The organism is Rhodoferax sp. GW821-FHT07F03 (assembly GCF_059418745.1).
Genome location: NZ_JBWKQM010000012.1, coordinates 1 through 17390, shown reverse-complemented (window position 1 = coordinate 17390; position 17390 = coordinate 1). Strand labels below are relative to the sequence as shown.

16 protein-coding genes are annotated in these 17390 nt (G+C 61.2%); 6 read left to right on the top strand and 10 right to left on the bottom strand.

Going from position 1 to position 17390, the window contains the following annotated elements; genetic code table 11:
- Positions 1-27: 27 nt before the first annotated feature.
- Positions 28-600, bottom strand: a complete 573-nt coding sequence (locus AC07R0_RS18785) for a dihydrofolate reductase family protein (protein WP_495105967.1) — start codon at positions 598-600, stop codon at positions 28-30.
- Positions 601-851: 251 nt separating this feature from the next.
- Between AC07R0_RS18785 and AC07R0_RS18780 the strand changes: the two genes are divergently transcribed.
- The 4 genes from AC07R0_RS18780 (at position 852) to AC07R0_RS18765 (ending at position 5565) form a co-directional block, all read left to right on the top strand.
- Positions 852-1664 carry a class I SAM-dependent methyltransferase gene (locus AC07R0_RS18780; protein ID WP_495105966.1) on the top strand — a complete coding sequence of 271 codons (813 nt, stop codon included), beginning with the start codon at positions 852-854 and terminating at the stop codon, positions 1662-1664.
- Between the two features lie 180 nt (positions 1665-1844).
- Positions 1845-2720 carry a glutathione-dependent disulfide-bond oxidoreductase gene (gene yghU, locus AC07R0_RS18775; protein WP_495105965.1) on the top strand — a complete coding sequence of 292 codons (876 nt, stop codon included), beginning with the start codon at positions 1845-1847 and terminating at the stop codon, positions 2718-2720.
- 131 nt (positions 2721-2851) lie between these two features.
- Positions 2852-4252: an FAD/NAD(P)-binding protein gene (locus AC07R0_RS18770; protein WP_495105964.1), complete on the top strand. Its 1401-nt coding sequence runs from the start codon at positions 2852-2854 to the stop codon at positions 4250-4252.
- Between the two features lie 359 nt (positions 4253-4611).
- Positions 4612-5565 carry a PAS domain-containing protein gene (locus tag AC07R0_RS18765; protein ID WP_495105963.1) on the top strand — a complete coding sequence of 318 codons (954 nt, stop codon included), beginning with the start codon at positions 4612-4614 and terminating at the stop codon, positions 5563-5565.
- Between the two features lie 15 nt (positions 5566-5580).
- Here the strand turns inward: AC07R0_RS18765 and AC07R0_RS18760 are convergent, their stop codons facing one another.
- Complete coding sequence (locus tag AC07R0_RS18760; protein ID WP_495105962.1) at positions 5581-6834, bottom strand: MurR/RpiR family transcriptional regulator; 1254 nt, start codon at positions 6832-6834, stop codon at positions 5581-5583.
- Here AC07R0_RS18760 and AC07R0_RS18755 point away from each other — a divergent pair.
- Entirely contained in the window at positions 6833-7858 is a 1026-nt protein-coding gene (locus tag AC07R0_RS18755; RefSeq protein WP_495074543.1) for a LacI family DNA-binding transcriptional regulator, read from the top strand. The genes AC07R0_RS18760 and AC07R0_RS18755 overlap by 2 nt on opposite strands.
- 27 nt (positions 7859-7885) lie before the next feature.
- On the opposite strand, the gene iolG is transcribed toward AC07R0_RS18755, so the two are convergent.
- From iolG to AC07R0_RS18720, 7 genes are all read right to left on the bottom strand, one after another.
- Entirely contained in the window at positions 7886-8896 is a 1011-nt protein-coding gene (gene iolG / locus AC07R0_RS18750) for an inositol 2-dehydrogenase (RefSeq protein WP_495105961.1), read from the bottom strand.
- 83 nt (positions 8897-8979) lie between these two features.
- The gene (locus AC07R0_RS18745) at positions 8980-9762 is read right to left on the bottom strand and encodes a TIM barrel protein (protein WP_495105960.1); all 783 of its coding nucleotides are present in this window, start codon (positions 9760-9762) and stop codon (positions 8980-8982) included.
- A 36-nt stretch (positions 9763-9798) separates the two neighbouring features.
- On the bottom strand, positions 9799-10584 hold the full coding sequence (locus AC07R0_RS18740) for an ATP-binding cassette domain-containing protein (RefSeq protein ID WP_495074540.1): 786 nt from the start codon (positions 10582-10584) through the stop codon (positions 9799-9801).
- Positions 10581-11654, bottom strand: coding sequence for an ABC transporter permease (locus AC07R0_RS18735; RefSeq protein WP_495074539.1), 1074 nt, complete (start codon positions 11652-11654; stop codon positions 10581-10583). The genes AC07R0_RS18740 and AC07R0_RS18735 overlap by 4 nt, the downstream gene beginning before the upstream one ends.
- 103 nt (positions 11655-11757) lie before the next feature.
- Positions 11758-12738, bottom strand: coding sequence for a sugar ABC transporter substrate-binding protein (locus AC07R0_RS18730; protein WP_495074538.1), 981 nt, complete (start codon positions 12736-12738; stop codon positions 11758-11760).
- A gap of 66 nt (positions 12739-12804) precedes the next feature.
- Complete coding sequence (locus AC07R0_RS18725) at positions 12805-13836, bottom strand: sterol desaturase family protein (protein ID WP_495105959.1); 1032 nt, start codon at positions 13834-13836, stop codon at positions 12805-12807.
- Positions 13837-14345: 509 nt separating this feature from the next.
- A complete protein-coding gene (locus tag AC07R0_RS18720) occupies positions 14346-15413 on the bottom strand; it encodes a tartrate dehydrogenase (protein ID WP_495105958.1) in 1068 nt (355 codons plus the stop codon).
- Between the two features lie 97 nt (positions 15414-15510).
- Here AC07R0_RS18720 and AC07R0_RS18715 point away from each other — a divergent pair, with 97 nt between their 5' ends.
- On the top strand, positions 15511-16428 hold the full coding sequence (locus tag AC07R0_RS18715) for a LysR family transcriptional regulator (RefSeq protein WP_495105957.1): 918 nt from the start codon (positions 15511-15513) through the stop codon (positions 16426-16428).
- A 347-nt stretch (positions 16429-16775) separates the two neighbouring features.
- Here the strand turns inward: AC07R0_RS18715 and AC07R0_RS18710 are convergent.
- On the bottom strand, positions 16776-17390 hold a 615-nt coding region (locus tag AC07R0_RS18710; RefSeq protein WP_495105956.1), incomplete at its 5' end, for a transposase.

The window sequence follows — 17390 nt, the reverse complement described above, 5'->3', positions numbered from 1 at the left end:
GGGCCGTCTTCGTGGCTGCCCTCGCGGTCACTCAGTACTGTTTGTGCTGGGTGAAGGAACTTGGTAGCGCAGCTCCGCAAAGCCCGGGCCGATCTGCTTGACTGAAACCAGCTTCAGCGAAGGACTGGTCAGTCGGCGGGGAAACAGCGGTTTGCCTTTGCCAAGAGTGACGGAGCCTATTTGAACGATCACCTCGTCGAGCAGGCCGGCGTCGTGAAATTGGCCTGCCAAGTCGCCGCCGCCGACAACCCAGATATTCTTGCTTCCAGCGGCTTCGCGCATGGCGGCGTGCACGGAGCGCACATCGCCACATGCGAAGTGCAGTTTGGCTCCCGGAACTGGCGGCAACACCCTGTGGGTGAAGACCCAGGTCGGTTGCACGTATGGCCAGGAAGCACCTGTTTCGGTTTCAACAGTCTGCGCGTGGCGCAGCATCCATTCATAGGTGGCCGAGCCCATGGCCAACGCGCCAACTTCAGCGATGAAAGCCGGGTAGCCCGTTTCGTTGATATCACCCAGCGGGAATAGCCAGTCGAGGGAATCATCTTCGGTGGCGATAAATCCGTCGAGGCTCGTCGCCGTGTAGTACTGGGTCTTCATGGAATTGCCTTTGATAGCGTTAGGATTTTTGACGCCGAACGTGAGCTAAACGGAAAACCCTGGCCAATACATCCGGCGTATGAATTTACATCGAGGGAGAAGGGTGCACGCACCATAGCCTCCAGATCCTAAAACCATGTTTCGGAATTCATGCAGCTGACCTCATATTCGCGGGCCTATGCATTGACGAGCCCAGCGTGCGGGGCCACTATGGCGCATTGTCACCATTTAGGTACTTGCTAGGAGGCTCTATGGCTGAAAGCGACAAGGTATTCGCGGGCTCTATCCCGAAGTTCTACGATACGCTGATGGTGCCCCTGATTTTCGGGGGCTATGCTGCCGATACAGCGGAGCTTGTCGCCGGCTTTTCGCCCGGCGCGGTGCTGGAGACGGCTGCCGGCAGTGGCGTGGTAACGCGGGCGTTGGCGCCCCAGCTGCGTGCCGACGCGCACTATGTGGTGACCGACCTGAACCAGCCCATGCTCGACTATGCTGCCGCCCGGCAGGGGGCCGACAGCCGCATCGCATGGCAACAGGCTGACGCGCTGGCTCTGCCGTTCGACGATGCCGCGTTTGATGTGGTTTGCTGCCAGTTCGGTGCGATGTTTTTCCCGAACCGGGTCGCCGGCTACGCCGAGGCACGTCGCGTGCTGAAGCCCGGCGGGCGCTTCGTCTTCAGCGTCTGGGACCGTATCGAAGAGAACGCCTTTGCCGACGACGTCACCAGGGCCGTCGCCACGGTGTTTCCGCATGACCCACCACGCTTTCTTGTCCGCACGCCGCACGGTTACCACGACGTCGCATTGATCCGCGAGGAATTGAGTCGTGCAGGGTTTATCGATATCGAGATAAAGACCCGCGAGAAGCTGAGCCACGCACCCTCGGCCCGCGACGCTGCCACAGCCTATTGCCAGGGGACGCCGCTGCGCAATGAAATCGAGGTGCGTGATGCCAGCCTGCTGCAGCTGGCCTCCGACCGTGCGACTGAGGCGATTGTCAGCCGCCACGGGGTAGGTCCGGTAGCCGGGAAAATCCAGGCGCATGTGATCGTGGCGGCGGGATAGTGAAGTCTCGGCACAAGTCCCTTGCCAGTCCGACCAGCCTTTGCAACGAAGGCCGGTATTTGAACTGCGCTGCTCTAGCGCTTACCACTTTCCCCCAAAACCCTAAACCCCCGGGGGCATCGCACAGCCGTTAACCTGCCATCTATTCTGTTTTGATCCACACCATTTCAAAGAAACCGCATGACCGATACCAATGCCTACATGCCACCCAAAGTCTGGACCTGGGACAAGGAAAACGGTGGCGAGTTTGCCAGTATCAACCGTCCGATCTCCGGTTCCACCCACTACAAGGAACTGCCAGTTGGAAAACACCCGCTGCAGCTGTACTCGCTGGCCACGCCGAACGGTATCAAGGTGACGGTGATGCTGGAGGAACTGCTCGCCTTGGGCCACACCGGTGCTGAATACGACGCCTGGCTGATCCGCATCACCGAAGGCCAGCAGTTTGGCAGCGGTTTTGTCGAGGTCAACCCTAACTCCAAGATACCGGCGTTGCTGGACCGCAGTGGCGCCGAGCCCGTGCGCGTCTTTGAGTCGGGCGCCATCCTTCAGTACCTGGCGGAGAAGTTCGGTGCTTTTCTGCCTGCCAGCGGTGCGGTGCGGGCCGAGTGCCTGTCGTGGCTGTTCTGGCAGATGGGCAGTGCGCCGTTTCTGGGCGGCGGTTTTGGCCATTTTTACGCCTACGCGCCGGCCAAGTTCGAGTACCCGATCAACCGCTATGCGATGGAGGTCAAGCGCCAGCTCGACGTGCTGGACCACCGCCTGGCCGAGCACGGCTACCTGGCGGGTGACGACTACAGCATTGCCGACATTGCGGTGTGGCCTTGGTACGGCGGCCTGGTGTTGGGACAGTTGTACGGTGCGGCCGAGTTTTTGAGCGTGCACGAATACACCCACGTTGTGCGCTGGGCCCGGCAGATCGCCGCGCGTCCGGCGGTGCAGCGCGGGCGTATGGTGAACCGCGCCTGGGGCGAGCCGTCCGAGCAGCTGCACGAGCGCCATGCGGCCAGTGATTTCGACACGCAGACGCAGGACAAGCTGGCCGCCAAGGGCTGACTAGCTTACCTCGCAGATATGCAGGGATCCATAGCGCCAGTAGTTTGTAATTCAAAGGGTGAATGGGGGCTGGCGACGTGTAGGCCGTTGTCGTTTCTATTCGGACGCGATTTCGAGATTAATATGGGCCAATGAAGCAAATCGCAATAGTAGGGGCAGGGTTCAGCGGCGTAGCTGTGGCATGGAATTTATTGCAGCGTTTAACGGGCCCGGCGCGCGTCGTCTTGATTGACAGAGAGACTGGGGTTGGCCGTGGTCTGGCTTTTGGCTCGCCATCTCCGCATCATTTGCTCAATGTACCCGCAGGTCGCATGGGCTTGAATCCGGGTGATGAAGGCGGATTTTTACGCTACTTGCAACAGATTGGCCTTCCTTTTCTGTCGGGTGATTTTGCACCGCGTAGCCTTTATGGTTCTTACTTGGAGCACAGCCTGGGTGAGCAGCGCGCTGCCGCAGCGGATCATGGAGTGGAGTTGCATATACAGCGTGGTGTGGTTGAGGGTATCGAGCCGATGGGGGCTGGTCGGCACATGCTGCGGCTCTCGGACGGGCAGCATTTCGAAGTGGACGCGGTGGTTTTGGCTTTGGGCAACTTTTCTCCCCGTCCGCCTGAAATTGACAATGATCCCAATTGGGAGGCCCCCGGGTTGTATGCAACGCCCTGGAGTCTGAGGGGCCTCAATTCGCTGCCTCCACGCGCCCCTGTGCTGTTGATTGGTAGCGGGCTCACTGCGTTTGATGTAGTCCTTCAGCTGAGACACGAAGGTCACCGGGGTGTTGTCACGATGCTGTCGCGTAGGGGGTTGTTGGCGCAGTCGCACCGACGGCTGGAATCTGCACCTGCACAGGGCCTGGTACCGCGTGATTTTCTGAATGGAGTGCAAACTGTCTCGGCCATGTTGAGGGAGACGAGGCAACTGATCCGGCAAGCGCGAGCTGTTGGGCACGATTGGCGGGATGTGGTGGGTGGGCTACGCCAAATCACCGTTCGCTTATGGCAGCAGTTGCCGACACCGGAGCGGCAACGGTTTTTGCGCCATCTCTTGCCGTATTGGGATACCCATCGTCACCGTGCCGCCGTTCCTATTGCGAGCGCCATCAGCCATGAAATTGAGGCCCAGATGCTTCAACCAATGGCCGGGCGATTGGAGCGGTTGGTGGCCGATGGGACAGCGTGGGAGGCGAGTATCCAATTGCGAGGCACGGTAAAAACGCATACTTGGAAAGGCAGCGCCGTCATCAACTGTTCAGGACCTTCGTCGAGTTTGCGTGCGGCCAAGCACGATCATTTGATTCAGAGCTTGTTGGTCAAAGGGCAAATTCTGCCGGACACCCTATCGCTCGGGGTATTGGTCGATACGCAGTACCGTTTGTTAGATGGGCAGGGAGGGACGCAAGACGGTCTCTTTTACCTGGGGCCCATGCTGAAAGCTCAATTTTGGGAGGCGACTGCGGTGCCGGAGTTGCGTTCGCACGCACAGGGTGTCAGTGATGCTGTGGCCAGATATTGCGAGGCTCTGCGCTCGGCATAAGTCCTGCTGCGGCCCAAGTTTTGGCTGCCTTGATCGGATCGCCTCATGCGCGGGCGTTTTGAGCCTGTAATATGTCCTTAGAACGTCATCTATTAAAACGACCTCCAGCGCATGTCTTACCTGCGCTAGCAGCTATCTAAAAGATAGTAAAACAGCGTTTTTCGGCTGGCTGGCAATGGCTTATTGAAGAGCCGCATGCAAGTTTGCGTAACCAAGCTGCACAAAGCTTGCTTACACACATACACTGGCATTTAGCTGGGCGAAACAGGCAGATAAGAGCTGAAGAACCTGGTAGCGCCCCGGGATCGCCGCACGGCAATGCGGCTTGGTACCAAGAAAGGGGGAATATCTTGGACATTATGGACAGACGTAACGGCGGCCGTGCTGCCGGTGGGCAAGGGCTTCATCGCCGGGTGAGCGACCGACATGGCGATGCATCCGTACAAGCGCTGCCCATTCACATCACTGACGAGCATGGCGATATGCACCACGCCATGTACACCATGCACCTCAGCCAGCAAGAGCTGGAGCGCCAGAACCAGGAGCTGCTGCACAGCCAGGCCCTGACAGATGCTTCGCGCACGCATTACCTGGATTTGTTTGACCAGGCGCCTGTGGGCTATTTCAGCCTGAATGAGCACGGGGTGGTGCACGACGCGAATATTGCGGCAGCCTTGCTGCTGGGGCTGGCACGTAAAAACCTGGTGGGCCAGCGCATGCACCGCTTTGTGGAGGTGGCGCAGCAGGATGCTTTCCATGCCTATCGTAGGCGCCTGGTTGATACCGGTGTGCCTCAGACCTGCGATCTGCAGATGACCAAGGCAGACGGCGGCCGCTTGTGGGTGCACGTGGTGGGCGTGGTGGCCCGCGATGCCGCGGGCCAGTCGGTGCAGCGCCTGGTGCTGACCGATGTGACGGTGGAGCATGCCGCTCTGGCCGCACTACGCGCCAGCGAGGCGCGCTACCAGGCGCTGGTGGAGTGGTCGCCAGATGCGATATGCGTGTACCGCGCTGGCAAGATCATTTTTGCCAATGCGGCTGCTGCTGCCTTGCTGGGAGCTACGGATGCCCGCGCGCTGCTGGGGCAGTCACGCCTGGAGCGACTGCACCCTGATTACCACGCCGCTGCCATGGTGCGTTTGGCGCAGGCCAACCAGGTCCATGTACCCTCGGCTCCGTTCGAGGAGGTGCTGCTCCGCCTGGACGGAAGCGCCGTGCCGGTGCAGGTGCAAAGCATCACCACGGTGTACGACGGCGCGCCCGCGGTGCAAGTCAGCATGCGCGCAATTGCGGTTGCCAAACCCGCGCACTAGCGGGCTGCGGGAAGCTTAGCGGGCGCTGGCATGCGTAAGCAATGCCGCGCACAACGCATCCACCAGGGCAAAAGCACCATGGTTGGCCGGCGACTCGGCTGCACCGGGGACGTTCAGACTGAGGTCTTGCGCGTCCGCAGATGGTGCCGCACCGGTTTGCATGCGGATCCACCTCAGCTTTGCGTTGCCACGCCGCTGTGGCATGGCGCGAGGCCTGTGCGCGTGTTCAGCCAAACATACTTCCAGCACCACGGATTGCGCGGGTGCGCAAGCCATCAGGGGTGCCAACTGCTCCGGTCCGGCCAATGCCGTGCGCGTCTTCAGCGCCGCCAGTCGGCTGGTGAGGTAGCTTGCCACGGCCAAGTCGCCCGGCCGTGCCGGACATACTGCGATCTGGGGCGCTGCGTACAGGGCCAGTACAACCTGCAGGAAGAAGGCATGTTCCACCATGGCGCGTACGGCGTGCATGTGCCGTGCCCAGCGGTCTAGCTCTGCCAGTGCTACGCTGGCTTCGGGGCTGGCTGCTTCAGCGTTCGGCAAGAAGGCCAGCTTCAGATCGTGGAAGCCGATGAATCCGTAGCGCTTGGCCACACGCACGATGGTGGCCGGAATCGTATGGGCTTGCAGTGCCAGTGTCTTGATGCGCTGCTGGTGCAAGCTGCTGCTTTGGTGAAGCAGGTGCTCGGCCACGTTGCGCATCTTGGGGCTGAGCCGGGGTAGGTCCTGGCGGATGCGAGCGATCAGCGCGTCGCCGAAGATGTCTGGCCCCTGGTGTTTGGGTGGGCGGTGCAGAGGTGCTTCTAATGGCTGTGTTTCCGCCCTGCCTGCAGCAGGCAGCACCTGAAGAAAGGCCACCTTCAGGTCACTGAAACCGTTGAAGCCGTAGCGCTTGGCCAGGCGGACGATGGTGGCTGGCGCGGTATGGGTTTGCTGGGCCAGGTTCTGTATGCCTTGCATGTGTAGGCAGGCGCTGTGCTGTAGCAGGTGTTCTGCCACTTTGCGCATTTTGGGCTTGAGCAGGGGGATGTCGTTCTGTATCCACTCCTCCAATTCGCGGCCCAGTGCCACGGGCTCGATTTTGCTTGGGCGTGGCGTGGGGCGGCTGATGTCGTGCAGGCCGCACAGGCCGCGTGCCATTTGCTCCAATGCGTTGTTGGCATGCGCCACAGGTTGTGTTGGCGCAAGGCCCGGGACCTGGTAGTCCGGCGGTATCTCCAAGGGGGGCTTTGCTAAACTGCCCAGGCCCAGCCCCAGAACCCGAGTGCCCATGTCCTCCGCTCCTGCAGATAAACCGCCCAAGAAAGTGACCGCAAGCGACGTGGCCAACCGGGCAGGCGTGTCCAAATGGACGGTGTCGCGCGCATTTACCGATGGCGCGTCGGTGGCGCCCAAGGTGCGAGAAAGCATCCTAGCGGTCGCCAAAGAGCTGGGCTACACGCCCAATTTGCTGGCCCGCAGCTTGTCCACACGGCGCTCCAACTTGGTTGCCCTGGTGGTGGACGAGCTGGCCAATCCGAACCTGCTTAAGCTGCTGAATGAAGCCACCCGGCAATTGCAGGCGCGGGGCTATAGCTCCATGCTGCTCAATATCAGCCAGGAATACGGGCCAGAAGAGGCCTTGCGTCTGGCAGACCAGTTCCAGGTGGACGGCATCATGTTTCTGGGTACCACGCTCAAGAGCGAGCTGGTCCATCTGGCGCAGAACATCAAGCACATTCCTCTGGTGGTATTGATGCGCAATACCGGGCAGGCCGGTATTCCGTTTGTCAGCACCGATGGCTTTTCTGCCGGGGTGGAAATCGCCGAACTGTTTCTGGACCAAGGCCAGCAGCGCATTGCCTACATGGCGGGTCCCATGTCCGAGCGCACCGAGTTGCGCCGCCAGGAAGGCTTCAAGCACGGGCTGCACAGCCGCGGGGTGGATTTGTGTGCTGTGTTGGAAACGGCGCACTACAGCCGCCAGGAGGGCATGCAGTCCCTGCTGCGCTATATGGAGTCCACGCCACGCAGCGAGCGCATGGAGGCCCTTTTTTGCGAGAACGACATCCTGGCCATCGGTGCGATGGACGCCCTGGTGACGGCCAATGCGGTACGCAAGATCGCCATCGTTGGGTTCGATGACATCGAATTGGCCGGCTCCCCCAGCTACGAGCTGACCACCTTTCGGCAGCCCGTGGACCATCTGGTATCCGAAGGCATTCGCCGCATGTTCCCAGATGAAAAAACGCCCCAGGGCTCGGTGCTGGCCCCTGGGGCGCTGGTGCTGCGTGCTTCGCATCGGCGGCAGGCTTAGCGTGGGTGTTTAGCCTGCGTACCGCGATCAGGCGGATACGGGACGGCCGTTCTTGAGTTGCACGGTCTTGCCCAGGCGGGCGGACAGCGTGGCAGCCTCTGCCACGGCCAGTGCATTCACGCCGTCTTGCAGGCTCACGGGCAGGGCCGATTCGGTGCTGATGGCCTGCACAAAAGCGCGCCATTCGGCTTCGTACGAGCGCATATAACGTTCCAGGAAGAAGTACTCTGGCTTGGCACCAATGGCACCCTGCACGGTGGTCTTGGTGATGCTGCTCTCCAGCATATTGCCGGCTTGCAGCAGGCCGTCGGAGCCCAGCAACTCGATGCGCTGGTCATAGCCATAGACGGCGCGGCGGCTGTTCTTGATGACCGCGATACGGCCATCAGCAAAGTGCAGGGTGATGACGGCAGTGTCCACGTCACCGGCTTCGCCGATCGCCGGGTCCACGATGCTGCTGCCCACGGCGGTCACGGCTACGGGTGCTGCGCCAAAGATCCAGCAAGCCATGTCAAAGTCGTGGATGGCCATGTCGCGGAACAGGCCGCCCGACACCTTGATGTAGCTGACCGGCGGTGGGGCCGGGTCGAACGAGGTGATGGACAGCAGCTCGCCCTTGCCGATTTCGCCCGCGTCGAATGACTTTTTGAGGGCGGCGAAGTTGGGGTCGAAGCGGCGGTTGAAGCCAATCATCACCGGGCGGTGGTGCTTGGCTGTGGCGGCCTGGCAGGCCAGTGCGCGTTCCAGGTCCAGGTCCACCGGCTTTTCACACAGCACGGCTTTGCCGGCGGCGGTGGCGGCTTCGATCAGGTTGGAATGCGTGTCGGTGGAGGTGGCGATCAGCACCGCATCGATGCTGGGGTCGGCAATGATCTCTTCGGTACTGCGTGCCTTGGCGCCGTAGGCGGCGGCCAGGGTTTCTGCGGCTGCGGGGTGGAAGTCCGAGATGGCGACCAACTGGCTTTGCGCGTTGGCGGCAATGCTTTTGGCGTGTACGTTTCCGATGCGGCCTGCGCCCAGAAGTCCGACTTTGATCATAGAGTTCTCCAAAAAGTAGATGCAGATCCGGCGTTCAAGCCGGTTGCGAGGGGGTTAAAAATGAAAGGGGAAAGGTGTGGGGTTCAGAGCGTGAAGGCGCTGCGGAAGGCTTCCAGCGCGGCTTCCGGGTTGCCGCTGGCAAAAGCCTCCATGCCCACCGGGCCGCGGTAGCCCATGGCAAACAGGGCGCGCGCCACACCGGCGTAGTTGATTTCGCCCGTGCCGGGCTCCTTGCGGCCTGGCACATCGGCCACCTGCACCTCGCCAATCCAGGGCAGGCAGGCGCGGCACAACTCAATCAGATTGCCCTCGCCGATTTGTGCGTGGTAGAGGTCCAGGTTCAGGCGCAGCCGTGGATGGTTCACGGACGACACGAGCGCCAGCGTATCCTCAGCGCGGCCAAAGGGCACGCCGGGGTGGTCCAGCGGCAGGTTCAGGTTCTCCAGCGTGAAAACCACGCCTTCTTTGTCGGCCATGTCGGCAATACGGCACAGCGTGTCGCGGGCCTTGAGCCACATCGGGCCAGTGACCGTTGTGCAGGGGGTGACCGGCAGGCCGCGATCGCCCAGGCCGGTGCCGTGCAGGTTCAGGCGCGCTACGCCCAGGCGTTTGCCTACTTGGGCGGTCTCGCGCGCGGTGCGCAGTAGCTCGTCCGCGCCCTCGTCGTCAGTCAGGCGGCCACGCAGGTAGCCATTCATGATGGAGAAGGTGGCACCTGATTTTTCCAGCATGGCCAGATCATGTTCAGGCCAGTTCCACAGGCCGACCTGGAAGCCCAACTCGGTCAGGCGTTTGACACGCCATTCCATGGGTTTGTCGCGCCACAGCATTTCTGCGCAGGCGGCGAGGGTGAAGGTGTGTGTCATGTTCAATGTCAGTCAGGGTCAGGTTTAAGGTAAAAGTTAGAGGTGGCTTTCGATTTCTGCTTCCAGCGAGGCCATGGACTCGCCGCCGGCCATCAGGTCGGTCACTTCTTCCCGGGTTTTTTCGCCCTTGCGGAAGTCGGCCGCCTTGGCGCCCCGGATCAGCACCGCAAAGTGGTCACCCACGGTCAGCGCGTGCATCACCTGGTGCGTGATGAAGATGACGGCAATGCCTTTGCTGCGGGCTTGCAGAACAATGCGCAGCACGTGTGCGGCTTCCTTCACGCCCAGGGCGGCGGTGGGCTCGTCCAGAATCAGTACGCTGGCGCCGAAGTGCACGGCACGGGCAATCGCTAGCGCCTGCCGTTCGCCGCCAGACAGGCCGCCCACCAGGCGGTCACCGTCCGTGATGCGGGTGATGCCCAGCTCGCGCATTTCGCGTACGGCAATCTCGTTGGCCCGCTTGCGGTCGAACACTTCGAACGGCCCCCACTGCTTGGTGGGTTCCGCGCCGACGAAGAACGAGCGGCCAATGCTCATCAGTGGGAAGGTGCCACCGAACTGGTGCACGGTGGCAATGCCGTGGTCGCTGGCATCGCGTGGGGTGTTGAAGGCCACGGGTTTGCCATTCATCAGCATCTCGCCTGAGGTGGGCTTGTGTACGCCGGACAGCAGGCGGATCAGTGTGGACTTGCCGGCGCCGTTGTCGCCCAGCAGGCAGAGTACTTCACCGGCTTTGACGTCCAGGGAAATGTCGTGCAGTACATCTACCGGGCCAAAGGATTTGTAGACGTTTTTGAGCTGTAGCAGAGGTGCGGTAGTCATTTGCTGGCCTTTGGTTTGGCACGTGGTGCGGAGTGGCTCAGCGCCATGGTGCGGAAGGTGTTGTTTAGAAGTACGGCGGCCAGCAGCAGCACGCCGATGATCAGGCTGGCCCAGTTGGCGTCAAAGCCGGTGTAGTAAATGCCTTGGTTGACGATGGCGAAGGTCATGGTGCCCAGCACAATGCCCATCACCGAGCCATAGCCGCCGGTCAAGATCACGCCGCCGATCACCACTGCGATGATGGAATTGAAGATGAACGATTGGCCAGCCGATACCTGCGCACTGTTGTACAGAATGGCCTGGCACATGCCCACGAAGGCGGCACACAGCCCGCTGGCCATGTATAGCGCGATGTTCAATTTGTTGGTGGGGATGCCAGCGTTGCGGGCGCTGACCTTGTCGCCGCCCAGGGCCAGAATCCAGTTGCCGTACTTGGAGTGGCTGAGGATGTAGCTCACAAACAGCATGGCCGCCACCCACCACAGCAGGATGACTTCAAACTTGCCGTCGATGAAGTTGCCAAACAGCATCTTGGTGATGGGGTCGCTGTTCAGCGCCACGCTGGTGCTGCCTGCCACGATGACCGACAGACCCAGCGTCAACCCGGCCACCGCAAATAAGGTGGCCAGCGTGACCACGAAGGACGGCAGCTCGGTGCGCACGATCAAGTAGCCGTTGAGCCAGCCAATTGCAAGGCCCAAGCCCAGCGCCGCAGCAATGCCCACCGGCATGGGCAGGCCATAGTGGCCGCTGACGATGGCAATGGTCATCGAACTGGCCGGAATGGTGCTGCCAATCGACAGGTCCAGGTGGCCGGCGATCATCAGCAAGCCCACTGGCAGGGCGATGATGCCCAGCTCGGCGGCGATGTTCAGCCAGCTGGCCGCGCCGCTGGCCGACAGAAAGGTCTCGCCACCGAAGATGGCAAAAAACACGAAGACTAAGACAAGACCGATGAAGGAGCCGGTTTCCGGCCGCCGCAGCAGGTTGCCCAGGGAGAACCCCGGCTGGGCACTGCTTGCTTCGGCTTGGACCCCGATCGGCGGGGGAGGAATGGTTTTCGAGTTCATGGTGTCAGTCGTTCGTGCATTGCAAAAAAGTAATCAGCGGGCAGGGGGCCTCGCGGTGGAATAAGCCGGCCCAGGCGGCTGCCCGGGCCGTTTTCGGTCAGGCTTAACGCGCGCCTGCCGCTGCACCGGCCAAGGTGGCATCGACGTTGGATGCGTCCACAATGCCGGGGCCGGTCAGGATGGGTGCGGTGGGCACTTTCAGGCCGTATTGCACGTAAGCGTTCAGCATGGAAACCGCCAAATAGCCTTGCAGATAGGGTTGCTGGTCGATGCAGAACAGCTGCGTGCCTTCTTTGAGACGCTGCAGGTTGGTCGGGTCGATGTCAAAAGTGCCCAGCTTGACCTGCTTCACCAGACCTGCCTGACTGATGCCGGTGGCCGCGCTGGTAGCGTCACCGGCGGCGATGGTGATCAGGCCGTCCACCGTCTTGTCCTTTTGCAGCGCGGCCTTCACGGCCTGGGCCACGGCGGTCGGGTTGCCGAAGGCCGACGAGGGCAGTGGCAGCTGCGTACCCTTGCCGCCGTTCTTGGCCATGCCATCGGCCATGCCCTTGCAGCGCGCTTCCTGGTTGGTGGAGCCGGGTTGGGTGTTCACGCACAGCACGTTCTTGACACCGTGCTTGGCAAAGTATTCGCCACCGCCAAAGCCTGCCACGTACTCTTCGCTGCCCACATAGTTCTGTGCGCCCAGGCGCTTGGCGGCATCCATGCCACCCGAGTTGTAGATGATCAGCGGCACGCCAGCGGCGACCACTTCCTTGAAGGCCGCGTCCATGGCTTCGGGAACCCAGTCGGGGCCGACGATGGCGTCCGGCTTCTGGCTCAGCGCGGTGCGGATCAGCTTGGCGGCATCGGGGCCCAGGTTGTCATAAGTCTGCGGGCCCAGCCAGGTGACGCTGCCACCCGCGGCCTTGACCACCAGGGCGGCGTCGTCCGCGCCCTTTTTGACGCGGGACCAGAACGGATCATCGGCCTTGCCGCCAATGACAAATATCTTGGCGCCGGCGGCCATGGCCGTGCTGGCAGTGCAGGCCACCAGGGCGGCTACGGCGATTGTTTTCAACATGTTTTTAACTGTTTTCATCTTGTGCTCCTCTTTCTCTGTTTAGGTGGGCGGGGCACGGAGTGCGTGCACCGTGTAAGGCGTGGTTTATTCGGTCGGGGACGGTTGTGCCTCCTTTCGGGCATTCATCTTTGCCAGCTTCTTCTGGTAGCGCTCCTGCATGCGCAGCTCGCCTTCCTTGGAGCCGTCGTGCCAGGTGCCGTACCATTGGTCCAGGGGGACGAGGCCGTCGCCGCCAAAGTTCACGTCGAAGTACTTGTGGTGCAGGTAGTGCGTATAGGCATGGCTGTCCATGGCGCTGTCTTCGCCCAGCTTCAGCTTGTCGAAGCCCAGGTGGCCGTTGATGGCACCAAAGCCGGCCATGTGCAGCTGGAACATCGCCACGATGGGGTTGGACGGAATCACCAGATGCCACAGGGCAACCGCGTGGTAAAGAAAACCTTCGACCGGGTGCATGCTCAGCGACGACCAGGGGCTGGGGTTCACCGAGTTGTGGTGTATGGCGTGTACCCATTTGTAGACGCGTGGGGAGTGCATGGCACGGTGGATCACGAAGAAGTGCACTTCGTGGATAGCCGGTGCTATGAACATCAGCAGCGCTAGGTAATACGGGTTGTCGGTCCACTGCACCCAGGGCACCAGCCCATTGGCAAAGCACCACACGAAGATGATTTCCACCACCGTCCACAGCGGAATGGTGATCAGAAAGCTGCGCAAGAAGTTGTCGATGTTCTGGCTTTTGAACCAGAACACATCGGACGGTTGCTCCTTGGGGAACTTGTGGTGATACTTGAAGCTTTTGCCCTGCACCTGCCGGCTGTAGTAGCGCCACTCAAAGAATCCATAGAACACCAGGCCGGCTGCCAGGTTGACCGCCAGCAGGTACAGCGTCCAGCCCCAGGAGATGGTCTTCATGGTCTGCACATCGGGCAGCACGTAGTACCACCACACCAGCGCCGTGGCGATGTGGAACAAATTCCATGGCCACACATAGCCGGGCAGCCATTTCAGTACCTTCAGCAGGTTCGGCGGCCAGGACCAGAACGGTGCAATGCCCGGATGCTGGTTGGGTGCCCAGTCGCCCCGCTTGTTGCGTTTACCGAAAAGAAGATCGTCCATGGCCATACGTGATTCATTCCTAAGCAAGTGTTTCGGGTAGTTATGCTGTTGTTTTGCACCCGGTTGCATTGCAATGTAATACTGAAATGAAATTTGTTTTCTAGGTGTTTTCCCGTGTGGAAAATTTATTGCATTTGCCAGGGCCAAAGCTGGCAAAGAGCTGTCTGGTTTTCCCTCCTCCATTGGAGCGGCGCAGGTATACGCGGGGTGGTCGTCAGCCTAAAGGTGCTGCAGCAGGACCGCGAAGATGGCAGGGGTTAGACCAGATGTGTTTCACCGTGTGGGAGTCAGTCATATGGGTTTTGACTGGTTTGTGGGATGGACGTGCAATCGGGTGCATTGCGTCTTGTCACCCATCGACACCGGCAAGCGCAGTGCATTTACATAAGAAAATAGCCGCTTGCGCAAGATTTACCTGCGCAAGCAGCTATGAAATAAATAGCAATATGCGGAGCCTGCAGGGTCGGTGCCACCCTGGGCATTCAATGGCCCGCAGGCCGCACCCGCTGCTATGCCAGCAGCGCGGCAATCGCCATGCCCATCTCGGTGGTGGACGCGCTGCCCCCCAGGTCGGCGGTGCGCGGGCCGTGGGCCAACACTTGTTCTATGGCCTGCAGGATGGCGTCGTGCGCCTCGCGGTGGCCCAGAAAGTCCAGCATCAGCGCGCCCGACCAGACCATGGCCACCGGGTTGGCGATGTTCTTGCCCGCAATGTCTGGCGCCGAGCCGTGCACCGGCTCGAACAGCGAGGGAAAGCTGCGCTCCGGGTTCAGGTTGGCCGACGGCGCAATGCCTATGGTGCCGGTGCAGGCCGGGCCCAGGTCAGACAAGATGTCGCCAAACAGGTTGCTGGCCACCACCACGTCGAAGCGGTCTGACTGCAGCACAAAGCGCGCGCTGAGGATGTCGATGTGCTGCTTGTCCACGGCCACCTGCGGGTAGTGCTGGTGCATGGCGTCGGCCCGGCCGTCCCACCAGGGCATGCTGATGGCGATGCCGTTGGACTTGGTGGCCACGGTGAGCTTGTGGCGCGGGCGGCTTTGCGCCAGCTCAAACGCGTACTTTAGCACCCGGTCCGCGCCGAAGCGCGAGTACACCGACTCCTGGATGACGATCTCGCGGTCTGTGCCTGCATACATCACACCGCCCAGGTTGGTGTACTCGCCTTCGGTGTTTTCGCGCACCACGAAGAAGTCGATGTCGCCCGGCTTGCGCCCGGCCAAAGGGCAGGGCACTCCCTCAAACAGGCGCACCGGGCGCAAGTTGATGTACTGGTCGAACTCGCGGCGGAACTTGAGCAGCGAACCCCATAGGGACACGTGGTCGGGCACGGTGTCTGGCCAGCCCACGGCGCCGAAGTAGATGGCGTCCATTCCCTGCAACTGGGCCTTCCAGTCGTCGGGCATCATCTGGCCGGTTTGGGCGTAGTAGCCGCAATGCGCCCAATCGAAATGCTGGAACTGCAGCGCAATACCAAAGCGTTGGGCGGCAGCCTGCAGCACGCGCAGGCCTTCGGGCATGACTTCCTGGCCAATGCCGTCTCCGGCGATGACGGCGATCTTCAAGGGCTGGGGCATGGTGTTCTTTCTGTGTAGCGTGTAGAAGGTGGCTGGATTTTTAATTGGCCACGATAAATTTACAATCCGCAAGGCGTGAACCCACTATCAACACTTCGTGCATAAAACACTGAACAACGACGACCTGCGCGTTTTCACCGTGGTGGCGCGCAAGGCCAGTTTTGCGGCCGCGGCGGACGAGCTGGGCACCTCCGTGGCCTACATCAGCAAACGCATCCGCCTGCTGGAAGAAGCTCTGGCCGTGAAGCTGCTGCAGCGCACCACCCGCCGCGTGGTGGTGACTGAGGAGGGCGAGCGCGTCTTCCACTGGGCCGGGCAGATCCTGGACGGGGTGGAGCAACTGGTGCAAGAGGTAGGCCTTACCAAAGGCAGTCCGCGTGGCACTTTGCGTATCAGCACCAGCTTTGGTTTTGGCCGTAACGTGGTGGCGCCCATGCTGTCGCGCATGCACGAGCAGTACCCCGAGTTGCAGCTACGCCTGGAGGTACTGGACCGCCTGGTAGACGTGGCAGCCGAGGGCTTCGACCTGGACGTACGGGTGGGCGACGAGATTGCCCCGCACCTGATCGCCCGCCGCCTGGGCAGCAACCGCCGCGTGCTGTGCGCCGCCCCGGTCTACCTGGCGCGGCGCGGCACACCGCGCACCCTGGCCGATCTGGCTGGGCACGACTGCCTAGTGATCAAGGAGCGCGACCACCCCTTTGGCGTGTGGCGGCTGCGCACCGGCGCCCAACAGCAACTGGCCAAGGTCACCGGCCCGCTGTCCACCAACCACGGCGAGATCGCGGTGCAGTGGGCGGTGGACGGGCGCGGCATCGTGCTGCGTTCGCTGTGGGACGTGGCGCTGCTGCTGCAGTCGGGCGCGCTGGTGCAAGTGCTGCCCACCTACGACCAGCAGGCCGACGTGTGGGCCGTATACCCGGCCCGCCTGACCACATCCGCCAAGGTGCGGGTCTGCGTGGAGTATCTGCAGAGCTGTTTCGATGCCTTGCCCCAGAGTGCGGGTGCTGCGTAATTGATAGCTGCTGGCGCAGGTTTTATCTGCGCTGGGGGCTTGTTTCTTGTGGGACTCTTTTGGCGGCGCGCGTATCGCGGACATCATGGGGTGTCACTCCGGCCATCGGTGAGCATTTCACTGAAGCTGGCTGTTTGAATGTCGGCTTAGGAGATGAGCGAACGTCGCTTCAGGGCCGAGGCTGTGTGAAAACAGCTAAACAATCCTCTCGCGATTCGGCCCAGACATCGTAAACCCGGTTTCTTTCTCACAATCCCACAAAGCGCGCCAAGTGCGTCTGGTGCACCTGGTGTGGCTTGCAGGGGCCAAGAATCGCGTTTTTGATGGCGTATAAAGCCCGCAAGGCCTCATGCCCCCGCCAGCTTCATCGCCTTCATCATTCCTTCCATGCCCAGGATGCTCAGCACCCGCTTGAAGTTATAAGCCACCACATGCAGGCTCATCTCTGTACTCACATGCTTGATGGTCCTCGTCAGGAAGTGCGTCCAGCCCATCCAGTGCTTCAGTGTGCCGAAGACATGTTCCACTGTGCTCCGGCGTAGTGTCATCGCGTCGGGGTTGCGGTCCAATCGCTGCTGCATTCGTTCCAAGACGTCTTCGTGTTCCCAGCGGCGTACTCGGCGAAAGCTGCTGGTGGTGCATTGCTCTTTGAGCGGGCAGTTGGGACAGGCGCTCGGCCAGTACAGATGGACATTGAGTGCCTTCTCGACACTGGTGAAGCGGTAGATCGCCTGTTCACCCGCCGGGCAACGGTACGCGTCCTGCTTGGCGATGTAGACGAAGTCTGTTTTATCAAAACGTCCTTCAGCCTTGGCGTTTGAGGTCATTGGTTTGGGCACGAAGGCCGCGATATTGTCGTCCTCGCATGCTTTGATTTGCAGCCCATTGAAGTAGCCTCGGTCAGCCAACGCTTTGAGTTTTTTCTTACCCATCGCCTCTTTCGCGGCCTGGGCCATCGTGTG

Bases quoted from the DNA above. Each gene is read 5' to 3' on its own strand.
- AC07R0_RS18770 (WP_495105964.1), top strand. From the start codon at position 2,852: ATGAAGCAAATCGCAATAGTAGGGGCAGGGTTCAGCGGCGTAGCTGTG.
- AC07R0_RS18765 (WP_495105963.1), top strand. From the start codon at position 4,612: ATGGACAGACGTAACGGCGGCCGTGCTGCCGGTGGGCAAGGGCTTCAT.
- AC07R0_RS18740 (WP_495074540.1), bottom strand. From the start codon at position 10,584: ATGACTACCGCACCTCTGCTACAGCTCAAAAACGTCTACAAATCCTTT.
- yghU (WP_495105965.1), top strand. From the start codon at position 1,845: ATGACCGATACCAATGCCTACATGCCACCCAAAGTCTGGACCTGGGAC.
- AC07R0_RS18745 (WP_495105960.1), bottom strand. From the start codon at position 9,762: ATGACACACACCTTCACCCTCGCCGCCTGCGCAGAAATGCTGTGGCGC.
- AC07R0_RS18785 (WP_495105967.1), bottom strand. From the start codon at position 600: ATGAAGACCCAGTACTACACGGCGACGAGCCTCGACGGATTTATCGCC.
- AC07R0_RS18780 (WP_495105966.1), top strand. From the start codon at position 852: ATGGCTGAAAGCGACAAGGTATTCGCGGGCTCTATCCCGAAGTTCTAC.
- AC07R0_RS18755 (WP_495074543.1), top strand. From the start codon at position 6,833: ATGTCCTCCGCTCCTGCAGATAAACCGCCCAAGAAAGTGACCGCAAGC.
- AC07R0_RS18730 (WP_495074538.1), bottom strand. From the start codon at position 12,738: ATGAAAACAGTTAAAAACATGTTGAAAACAATCGCCGTAGCCGCCCTG.
- AC07R0_RS18720 (WP_495105958.1), bottom strand. From the start codon at position 15,413: ATGCCCCAGCCCTTGAAGATCGCCGTCATCGCCGGAGACGGCATTGGC.
- iolG (WP_495105961.1), bottom strand. From the start codon at position 8,896: ATGATCAAAGTCGGACTTCTGGGCGCAGGCCGCATCGGAAACGTACAC.
- AC07R0_RS18735 (WP_495074539.1), bottom strand. From the start codon at position 11,654: ATGAACTCGAAAACCATTCCTCCCCCGCCGATCGGGGTCCAAGCCGAA.
- AC07R0_RS18760 (WP_495105962.1), bottom strand. From the start codon at position 6,834: ATGGGCACTCGGGTTCTGGGGCTGGGCCTGGGCAGTTTAGCAAAGCCC.
- AC07R0_RS18725 (WP_495105959.1), bottom strand. From the start codon at position 13,836: ATGGACGATCTTCTTTTCGGTAAACGCAACAAGCGGGGCGACTGGGCA.